Source organism: Vibrio sp. V03_P4A6T147 (genome assembly GCF_002241085.1).
GTDB lineage: Bacteria > Pseudomonadota > Gammaproteobacteria > Enterobacterales > Vibrionaceae > Vibrio > Vibrio anguillarum.
In genome coordinates, this window is sequence record NZ_NDIO01000382.1 from 1 (window position 1) to 10,335 (window position 10,335).

The window sequence follows — 10,335 nt, forward strand, 5'->3', positions numbered from 1 at the left end:
GCTCTGCACTGCTTTATCACCCGGGCTCTAAATACAAATTAACCTCTAAAGTGATGCTCGATTAACGCTAAACATTTCAACATTCGGTCACACTTTTGCAACATTCATCTTGCACCGCCTGCGCTTTTGTCTTATTTGTTTGTATATACATTTAAATCAGCAGCGCACTAAGCGATAACGGTGACAATAAAGATGGATCTAATACTGACCAACGCGCGTATCGTCAGCATGGAACAAGGAGAGCTTGGCTATCAGCCTAGCTCTCCTAAAACTGTGGTGATAAAAGCGGGCAAAATTGACGCCTGCCTTGATAGCCACATTCCCATCGCCGCCGCGCCAGAACACAAAGTCATAGATTGCCAAGGCAAGCTTATCACTCCGGGGTTGATAGATTGCCATACTCACCTTATCTATGCCGGTAACCGCGCCAATGAGTTTGAAATGCGCTTGCAAGGTGTTCCCTACCCAGCGATCGCCAAGCAAGGCGGCGGTATTTTATCAACCGTCCACGCCACCCGCACCGCATCCATTGACCAATTGGTTGAGTTGGCACTACCAAGGTTAGAGGGGTTGCTGCGTTCCGGTGTCACATCCGTTGAGATCAAATCGGGCTACGGTTTAACGCTCCATGATGAGATAAAAATGCTCAAAGCGGCTAAGCACCTTGAGGATCATCGCCGCATTAAAGTCGTCACAACACTGCTCGCCGCTCACGCCATTCCACCAGAATATCAACACCGATCAGACGATTATGTTGAGCATATTTGTCAGGAAATCATCCCTCTGGTGGCCGAACAAAAACTCGCGTCGAGCGTCGATGTGTTTTGTGAATCGATTGGTTTTACGCTGGCACAAACAGAAAAAGTGTTCCAAGCCGCAATTGCGCATGGGCTGCAAGTGAAAGGTCATACCGAGCAATTATCAAACCTAGGGGGAAGCGCTTTAACCGCCCATTACCAAGGTTTGTCTGCCGATCATATCGAATATTTAGATGAGCAAGGTGTGTTTGCACTCGCCCGTTCCAATACCGTGGCAACCTTGCTGCCCGGTGCTTTTTATTTCTTACGTGAAACCCAACGCCCACCGATTGATTTACTGCGTCAGCATCATATTCCAATGGCCATCGCAAGTGATTTCAACCCCGGTACATCGCCGTTTGCTGACCTCACTCTTATTATGAATATGGCGTGCACACTGTTTGGCTTAACCCCCCAAGAAGCCTTACGAGGTGTGACTCAACATGCTGCGCAAGCGTTAGGTTTTGCTGATTCTCGCGGCAAAATTGCCACTGGCTACGATGCCGATCTCGCCATTTGGAATATTAGCCACCCAGCCGATTTAAGTTATCAAGTAGGCGTACCGCGTTTGCATGCACGCGTAGTTGACGGAGCATTGACCTATGAATAACCCTACCCTTAGCAACACTCAGCACAGCTTCGAATGGCAAGGCCGTCACGATGCCGAAGATGGCGAGTTAGGTACACGCGTTCACCATCAAACTCAACGTTGCACCGTCAATACGCTACCCATTCAACAAAACCAAGATGAGAAAGCCATTGCCATTATCGGTTTTGAATGCGATGCGGGGGTGGCCCGCAACAAAGGGCGCATTGGCGCAAAACAGGCCCCCGATGCCATTCGCCAAGCGTTGGCCAACATGGCTTGGCATAAGCACTCTCGCTTTTTTGACCTGGGCAATATTCGCTGTATTGATGATGAACTTGAGCTGGCTCAGCAACAGTGCGCTGATGTGATTGCCCATACGCTTAAACAAACGCCCGTTATCGTACTGGGTGGCGGGCATGAAGTCGCTTGGGCCACGTTTCAAGGCGCAGCGCAATATCTGAGTCAACATGCCATCAGCCAACCACGAATTGGGATCATCAATTTTGACGCACATTTCGATTTGCGTGCTTTTGAGTCAGAGATCGCTTCGGTGCGACCTAGCTCGGGCACTCCCTTTAATCAAATTCATCAATGGTGCAAGCAAAATCAATGGCCATTTCATTACGCTTGCTTAGGTGTGAGCCGAGCAAGTAATACGGCGGCACTGTTTCAACGAGCCGATGAACTGGGCGTTTGGTATATGCAAGATAATCAGTTTTCAGCACTGAGCCCGATTGATCATCTGCGTGAACTGCAGCACTTCATTGACCAGTGTGACTATCTCTATTTAACGATTGACTTAGATGTCTTTCCAGCTGCAACGGCGCCGGGAGTCAGCGCCCCAGCAGCACGTGGCGTAAGTTATGAAGCGCTTGCCCCTTATTTTGACAAAATTTTCTACCACAAAAATAAGCTGTTAATTGCCGACATTGCCGAATACAACCCGCAATTTGACCAAGACAATCAAACTGCTCGTCTCGCGGCAAGGCTGTGTTGGGATATCGCCAATGCCATGACCGACGATTAATCGCTACACCTCACTAAACCCGATACTGGCACCATAACAACAATAGCGCCACATTGTGAAACACAAGGAGTCTCAACATGACGCAACCCCATACTCAAGAGCAACGTCTTGATACCACGCGCACCATTCGCGCCCCTCACGGTACAACACTTCGAGCCAAATCGTGGTTAACCGAAGCGCCACTGCGCATGCTCATGAACAATCTTGACCCAGACGTTGCAGAGCACCCACATGCACTTGTGGTGTATGGTGGCATTGGCCGCGCGGCCCGAAATTGGCCGTGCTTTGATAAAATTGTTGAAGTGCTTGAACGCCTTGAAGAGGATCAAACGCTCTTGGTTCAATCAGGCAAACCTGTCGGTGTTTTCCCGACGCACAAAAATGCACCACGTGTGCTAATTGCCAACTCAAACCTTGTACCACATTGGGCCAACTGGGAGCACTTTAATGAGCTCGATAAGCAAGGTTTGATGATGTACGGTCAAATGACGGCTGGCTCATGGATCTACATCGGCTCACAAGGCATTGTACAAGGTACTTACGAAACCTTCGTCGCCATCGCTAAACAGCATTTTGCTGGTAGCGCAAAAGGCCGCTGGGTGTTGACTGGCGGCTTAGGTGGCATGGGCGGCGCTCAGCCATTAGCGGCAACCATGGCTGGGTTTTCCATGATTGCGGTCGAGTGTGATGAATCGCGCATCGACTACCGCTTACGCACTGGTTATGTCGATAAAAAAGCCACCAGTTTAGATGAAGCCTTGGCGATGATCGATAGCTCGGAGACACCGATTTCTGTCGGTTTGCTAGGTAATGCCGCCGATATTTTTCCACAGCTAGTTGAGCGTAATATCACCCCCGATGTGGTGACAGACCAAACCTCGGCCCATGACCCACTCAATGGTTATTTACCCTTAAATTGGAGCATGGAACACGCCGCTCAAATGCGCACTCAAGATGAAAGCCAAGTGGTCAAGGCGGCCAAAGCATCGATGGCCGTCCAAGTTCAAGCGATGTTAACGCTGCAAAAACGCGGCGCTGCCACACTCGACTACGGCAACAATATCCGCCAAATGGCTCTCGAAGAAGGAGTGGCAAACGCTTTTGACTTCCCAGGATTCGTACCAGCCTACATTCGCCCACTGTTTTGTGAGGGGATTGGACCTTTTCGCTGGGTCGCCCTGTCTGGCGATCCCGAAGACATTTATAAAACCGATCAAAAAGTGAAAGAGTTAATCCCTGATAACCCTCATCTACATAACTGGCTAGACATGGCGCGCGAACGCATTCAATTCCAAGGCCTACCAGCTCGCATCTGTTGGGTGGGTTTGAAAGATCGCGAACGTTTAGGCCAAGCATTTAACGCGATGGTGAAAAGTGGCGAGTTAAAAGCGCCAGTCGTGATTGGTCGCGACCATTTAGATTCCGGCTCGGTAGCAAGCCCAAACCGTGAAACTGAAGGTATGCTAGATGGCTCAGACGCTGTTTCCGATTGGCCGCTGCTCAACGCACTGCTCAATACAGCCGGTGGCGCAACTTGGGTGTCACTCCACCACGGCGGTGGCGTAGGTATGGGCTTTTCTCAGCACTCTGGCATGGTGATCTGCTGCGATGGTTCAGATGACGCAGCACAACGTATTGCACGTGTTTTACATAACGACCCAGCCACAGGTGTCATGCGCCATGCTGATGCAGGTTATGACATTGCGAAACGCTGTGCTAAAGAACAAAAGCTCGACCTGCCAATGCTCAACCATGAACTCGCGCAACTGAAGTAAGGACAAAAAAACATGTTAAATCTTGTTATTAAACCGGGCCAATTGAGCTTAAAAGCACTGCGTCAAGTAAGCCGAAAGCCGGTCACCGTATCACTCGACTCCAGCGCGATAGCGGGTATTGAAGCAAGCACACAAGTCGTTGAGCAAGTGATTGCCGAAAATCGTACTGTTTATGGTATCAACACGGGGTTTGGCCTACTTGCCAATACTAAAATTGCCCCTGAAGATTTAGAAACCTTGCAGCGTAGCATCGTGCTTTCACACGCTGCGGGCATTGGTAAATTCATGGCGGATGAAACCGTTCGCTTGATGATGGTACTCAAAATCAATAGCCTTTCCCGTGGGTATTCCGGTATTCGACTTGAGGTGATCAACGCCTTGATGGCGTTAGTTAATCACCAAGTCTACCCCTGTGTTCCGCAAAAGGGATCGGTTGGCGCATCGGGTGATTTAGCGCCTTTAGCACACATGAGTACGGTGCTGCTCGGCGAAGGGCAAGCTCGCCACAACGGCGAAATTATCTCTGGACTGGACGCGTTGAAAATCGCAGGGCTAACTCCTATTACTTTAGCGCCAAAAGAGGGGCTCGCGCTACTCAATGGCACACAAGCCTCTACCGCATTTGCCCTAGAGGGGTTATTTGCCGCAGAAGACTTATTTGCCTCCGCCATTGTATGTGGTTCAATGTCGGTCGAAGCGGCGCTGGGCAGTCGCCGCCCGTTTGATCCGCGCATTCATCGCGTTCGCGGCCATCGCGCGCAAATGGATGCCGCCAGCGCTTATCGCCATGTACTTGACAGCCGCAGCGAAATTGGTGAATCCCACACCGCATGTGAAAAAGTGCAAGATCCGTATTCACTGCGTTGCCAACCACAAGTGATGGGCGCGTGCTTACAGCAAATTCGCAATTCGGCTGAAACGCTAGAAGTGGAAGCCAATGCCGTTTCCGACAACCCTCTGGTGTTTGCAGACGATGGCGACATCATCTCTGGCGGAAATTTCCATGCAGAGCCCGTCGCGATGGCTGCGGATAACTTGGCGCTAGCAATTGCCGAAATCGGCAGTTTGTCAGAACGACGCATGGCACTCTTGATTGACAGCGCGCTCAGCAAGCTTCCGCCATTTTTAGTGGACAACGGTGGCGTTAACTCTGGCTTTATGATTGCGCAAGTGACGGCGGCAGCGCTAGCCAGTGAAAATAAAACGCTCGCCCATCCGGCTTCGGTAGACAGCTTACCCACTTCAGCCAACCAAGAAGATCACGTGTCGATGGCAACGTTTGCTGGTCGTCGTCTGCGTGATATGAGCGAAAACACGCGTGGTATTTTAGCGGTCGAGTATCTTTCTGCCGCGCAGGGGCTCGATTTCAGAGCGCCCAATAAATCCTCCGCATTAGTCGAAGAAGCAAAACAAATCCTGCGTAAAAAAGTTTCGTTTTACGATAAGGATCGCTACTTCTCGCCAGATATTGAACAAGCTAATACCTTGCTAGAGCTGGCGGTACATAACTCGCTCATGCCGGAAAATCTTCTCCCTAGCTTATAATGTTACGCTATTGAGCCTCGCTCTCTGTGAGGCTCTTTTTACTGATTGGACCATTCATCGAGTGGAGTTGACTTATAATCGCGTCAGTTTTGGCTATACAGCGTACATTATGTCTCTTACATCTTATTTCTCTCATCAAGATCAAAAATTCCAGTTCACTCGCCAACAAGCGAGTCACTTTGCTAAAAAAGTGGCGGGAGATTTCAACCCAATCCACGACGAAGACAGCAAGCGTTTCTGTGTTCCGGGCGATTTGCTCTTTGCAGTATTGCTGCAAAAAGAAGGCATTAGCCAAAAGATGCGTTTTGATTTTTCAGGCATGGTCAGCGATGGCATTGCACTGCACATTGAAAATAAGTGTATGAAAGAGAGCGCTCTTGTCGATACTGCCGGCAAAGAGTATCTACACATGAGCCGTGAAGGCCAAGTAAGCCACAACACCGCATTTATCGAACACGTTGTGACGAACTATGTGCAGTTTTCTGGTATGAACTTCCCGCACATCATGGTGCCATTGATGGAAGAAGCGCAGATGATGATTAACTGCCAGCGCCCATTAGTCATCTATGAAAGCATGGAAGTGGAATTTGAACGTTTAGACCTCACTTCACCTGAAGTTGAGTTTTCTGGTGCGACGTTTGATGTTGACGGTAAACGTGGCATTGTCACGCTTAACTTTGCCTTTAAAGAAAACGGTCAAATCGTAGGGAAAGGGGTAAAGCGCATGGTAGCCAGTGGCCTGAAACCTTATGACCAAGAAGCAGTCGATGACTTAGTTAATCGCTTCAATGAACGTAAAGAGATGTTTTTAGCTCAATTTTCAAAAGCAGCCTAACCGTATTCTTTTCACTATGGCTTGGGCTCTTTTGCCCATTATCTAGAACCATATTTGTTGTATAGAACCATGTTCGTTGTATAGATTGCAGCCCCGCTATTCTTGCGGGGCTTTTGATTTCGGATGCCTTACGACATTCAACTATATCCAGCGCCTGACACGCTGCTTGTAATCGACATACTCTTCGCCAAAACGCGCTTCCAGCACTCGCTCTTCTGGATAAATCTGAAAACGATTCATAAACCACACAAATAAAAATGCGACCACGAGGCTCAACCCATTGTGTTGCCAATAAGCCACGCCAAACAACAGGAAAAAGAGCCCCAGATACATCGGATTACGCGAATAACGGTAGATACCGCTATCCACAATACACGATGTCGTTTCTGGTTTGGTTGGATTGACCGTAGTTTTCTTGCGACGAAATTCGTAAATCCCCAGTAAACCAACGATGCCAGATAAAACAAAGCAAATCGCAAAGACTACTCGAGGCAGAGGTAAAGCGAGGCTTGCAAACTCAAAACTGTATGAGATACGATGCATCAACAGTAGCGCCACAATAAATATCGCCACTGGGGGTATTTTCAGTTCAAATTTTTCCATGCTGCTCCACCTGACTGTGCTTCGCTCCAAACCAATATCGACAGTATAGTAAAAAGCCCAGCAAGGTCTGGGCTTAGGGTTTACAACAATGCCAATAAAGCTTGTAACGGATGCTTTGGTTTTACCTGTTCAAATCGTTTCACTTGACTGCGGCAGGAATACCCTGTGATCAAGCAACGCTCTTTGGGCAGTTTTTCTAAACTTGGCTTCCAGCTTAAACCATAAATATCTTTCGACATCTCCAGCTTATCCTGTTCGTGGCCAAAGGTTCCAGCCATGCCACAACAACCAACTGGCACCGTTTTTAACTGGGAACCAAAATGGCTAAATATCGCGCCCCACTCTTTTTCTGCATTCGGTAGTTTGGTCTTTTCCGTGCAATGAGCAAACAGATACCAAGGCGCGTCACTGTGGTTTTGGTGATGGTTAAACTCCGACAAACGTGGCAACAGCCACTCATGAACGGTCAACACATCAAACTCACCACGCTTATCGCCAAGAATTTCGTTATACTCATCACGGTAGCAAAGCACTAACGCTGGATCGACACCGACCATTGGAATATTGAGATCCGCTACCTGCGACAAAAACGCAGCGGTGTTTTTCGCAGTGGTGGTGAATTGCTTTAAAAATCCTTTGATATGCTGCGCTTTACCATTGGGTTTGAATGGCAACAGTATCGGATTTTTGCCTAATTTGATCAGCAATTGCACGAAATCTTCAACCACCTCAGCATCGTAATAACTGGTGAATGGGTCTTGAACGATAATCACATGTTCAGCGCGATCTTGCTGTGACAGCCCAGCGAGGCGCTGCATATCGAATTTCACCACTTGGCCTGCGACACGCTTTGCCAACGTCGGTACCGAAAGCAAGGGCGCATCAACGTAACCAACGGTTGAAGCGGTGAGGCTTTGTACCCATTTCTGAGCCAACACCCCGTTCACCACTTGCGGAGCCTTTGCCATGACCGGTAAAAGCGTTTCAATATTCGCGACGAGATAATCCTTAGCCGGACGCTGATAACGTGAGTAGTAGATATTTAAAAAACGAGAGCGAAAACTCGGCACATCCACTTTGATTGGACATTGGCTGGCACACGCTTTACACGCCAAGCAGCCGTTCATCGCTTCATACACTTCATGTGAAAAATCGTACTCGCGCGATTTATTGAAAGAGTTACGCACGCGATCAATCATGGTTTTGATGGTTGGGTTTGACTCCAACACTTGTTTCTCTAGGTCGAGAATATCCACACCCTGCTCGGTAAGTTGGCGTAACCATTCACGCACCAAACCGGCACGGCCTTTCGGTGAGTGACGACGATCCGCCGTGACTTTCATCGACGGACACATCGGCGAACTGGTGTCATAGTTAAAGCATAAACCGTTACCATTACACTCCATCGCCTGTTTGAAACTGTCACGGACCTTCACATCGATTTGACGATCAAAATAGCCGCGTTTGGTGTCCGTGACTTTGACCAATTCAAAATTGGTCTCAAGTGGCGTACATATTTTGCCGGGGTTCATTTTATTGTGCGGGTCAAAGGCTGCTTTAACGCGTCGTAATTCAGTAAATAGCTCCTCACCAAAAAACGCGGGGCCATATTCGGAGCGATAACCTTTGCCATGTTCGCCCCACATTAAACCGCCATATTTTGCCACCAGCTTGACTACCTCATCAGACACTTCATGCATCAGAAGCTCTTGCTGTGGGTCACACAAATCCAAAGCAGGACGCACATGCAGCACGCCGGCATCCACGTGGCCAAACATGCCATAACTGAGCTGTTTGTCATCCAGCAAGGTACGGAATTCGCTAATAAAATCAGCCAAGTGTTGAGGAGGAACACAAGTATCTTCAGCAAAAGCAACGGGTTTAGCCTTCCCTTTGGCCGCCCCTAATAACCCCACCGCTTTTTTGCGCATGTTGTAAATCAGGTTAATGCTCGCCAAATCACTGCACACTTGATAGCCAATGATGCCCGCTTGTTCTTGCTCAAGCATCTGATCAAGACGCTGCGTCAATGAAGCGACCTGCGCGGCGACCTCTTGCTCGCTTTGGCCTGCGTATTCGACCATGTTGATGCCTTGCATCTCTTTGCCCGGAACATCCGCTAATAACTCGCTGACGCTATGCCAAACAATATCTTGCTTAGCTAAATTTAATACTTTGGAATCGACGGTTTCAACCGATAACGCATTGGCCGCTACCATTAAAGGGGCATTACGCAATGCCGAATCAAAGCTGTTGTACTTCACATTGACTAAGGTACGAGCTTGGGGGATAGGCGTCAGATTCAAGGTTGCTTCTGTGATGAAGACCAAAGAGCCTTCTGCGCCACAAAGTACCCGAGTGAGATTAAAGTGATCACCTTCTTCATCAAGCGCATTTTTAAGATCGTAGCCCGTCAGAAAGCGGTTAAGAGGTGGAAATTTCGCCACAATTTGTTCGCGCTTTTCACGGCATACCGCTTCGGTCACTTGCAAAGCATTCGCAGCAAAAGTACCACTTTCAGGCAAGCCTAATGAGAGATCCGATTCAAGTACCGAGCCATCGGCAAAAACGGCTTGCAGAGACAAGACATGATCCGACGTTTTGCCATATTTTAAAGAGCCCTGCCCTGACGCATCGGTATTGATCATGCCACCAAGTGTGGCTCGGTTACTGGTCGAAAGATCCGGTGAGAAAAAATAACCTAATGGTCTGACCGCATCATTTAATTGGTCTTTCACCACGCCAGCTTGTACTCTTACCCAACCTTCATCAGCATTAATTTCAAGCACTTGGTTCATGTGACGAGATAAATCAACCACAATACCTTTGGTTAACGACTGGCCATTGGTACCAGTGCCACCACCGCGCGGTGAAAAAGTGACTCTCTCAAACTCTGGTTTTGAGCTAATCTTACCAATAAGTGCTACGTCATGAGTTGATTTGGGATGCACAACGGCTTGAGGCAATTGCTGATAGACACTGTTATCAGTCGCAACAGCAAGTCGGCTAGAGTATTGTGATTCGATATCGCCGCTAAACCCCTCGTTTTCGAGTTGTTGTAAAAAGCTCAAAACGACGGGATCGACGTCCGTTTGGTGATGAAGTCTTGGTAACATTTGCTTCCTGCCCCTACTGCGCTGATCCAATCAGCTGTGGGTTAATGG

General features: G+C 48.5%; 7 protein-coding genes. 5 read left to right on the top strand and 2 right to left on the bottom strand.

Annotation, left to right across the window (positions count from 1 at the left end; genetic code table 11):
• The first annotated feature begins 192 nt into the window (after nt 1–192).
• From hutI to B9J84_RS14520, 5 genes are all read left to right on the top strand, one after another.
• The gene (gene hutI / locus B9J84_RS14500) at nt 193–1,407 is read left to right on the top strand and encodes an imidazolonepropionase (protein WP_094124436.1); all 1,215 of its coding nucleotides are present in this window, start codon (nt 193–195) and stop codon (nt 1,405–1,407) included.
• Nucleotides 1,400–2,413 carry a formimidoylglutamase gene (gene hutG / locus B9J84_RS14505; protein ID WP_094124437.1) on the top strand — a complete coding sequence of 338 codons (1,014 nt, stop codon included), beginning with the start codon at nt 1,400–1,402 and terminating at the stop codon, nt 2,411–2,413. Before hutI ends, hutG begins: the two co-directional genes overlap by 8 nt.
• A 77-nt stretch (nt 2,414–2,490) precedes the next feature.
• Entirely contained in the window at nt 2,491–4,188 is a 1,698-nt protein-coding gene (gene hutU / locus B9J84_RS14510; protein ID WP_013856604.1) for a urocanate hydratase, read from the top strand.
• Nucleotides 4,189–4,200: 12 nt separating this feature from the next.
• Nucleotides 4,201–5,733 carry a histidine ammonia-lyase gene (gene hutH / locus B9J84_RS14515; RefSeq protein ID WP_017048047.1) on the top strand — a complete coding sequence of 511 codons (1,533 nt, stop codon included), beginning with the start codon at nt 4,201–4,203 and terminating at the stop codon, nt 5,731–5,733.
• Nucleotides 5,734–5,842: 109 nt separating this feature from the next.
• Entirely contained in the window at nt 5,843–6,568 is a 726-nt protein-coding gene (locus tag B9J84_RS14520; protein WP_026027168.1) for a DUF3581 domain-containing protein, read from the top strand.
• 141 nt (nt 6,569–6,709) lie between these two features.
• On the opposite strand, the gene B9J84_RS14525 is transcribed toward B9J84_RS14520, so the two are convergent.
• Together B9J84_RS14525 and B9J84_RS14530 are read right to left on the bottom strand one after the other, a co-directional pair.
• Nucleotides 6,710–7,201 carry an isoprenylcysteine carboxylmethyltransferase family protein gene (locus B9J84_RS14525; RefSeq protein WP_013856601.1) on the bottom strand — a complete coding sequence of 164 codons (492 nt, stop codon included), beginning with the start codon at nt 7,199–7,201 and terminating at the stop codon, nt 6,710–6,712.
• 50 nt (nt 7,202–7,251) lie between these two features.
• Nucleotides 7,252–10,287, bottom strand: coding sequence for an FAD-binding and (Fe-S)-binding domain-containing protein (locus B9J84_RS14530; protein ID WP_179217575.1), 3,036 nt, complete (start codon nt 10,285–10,287; stop codon nt 7,252–7,254).
• Between the last annotated feature and the right edge of the window lie 48 nt (nt 10,288–10,335).

Excerpts from the sequence above, each read along its gene's own strand:
- B9J84_RS14520 (WP_026027168.1), top strand. The coding sequence starts at position 5,843 with ATGTCTCTTACATCTTATTTCTCTCATCAAGATCAAAAATTCCAGTTC.
- hutU (WP_013856604.1), top strand. The coding sequence starts at position 2,491 with ATGACGCAACCCCATACTCAAGAGCAACGTCTTGATACCACGCGCACC.
- B9J84_RS14530 (WP_179217575.1), bottom strand. The coding sequence starts at position 10,287 with ATGTTACCAAGACTTCATCACCAAACGGACGTCGATCCCGTCGTTTTG.
- hutI (WP_094124436.1), top strand. The coding sequence starts at position 193 with ATGGATCTAATACTGACCAACGCGCGTATCGTCAGCATGGAACAAGGA.
- hutH (WP_017048047.1), top strand. The coding sequence starts at position 4,201 with ATGTTAAATCTTGTTATTAAACCGGGCCAATTGAGCTTAAAAGCACTG.
- hutG (WP_094124437.1), top strand. The coding sequence starts at position 1,400 with ATGAATAACCCTACCCTTAGCAACACTCAGCACAGCTTCGAATGGCAA.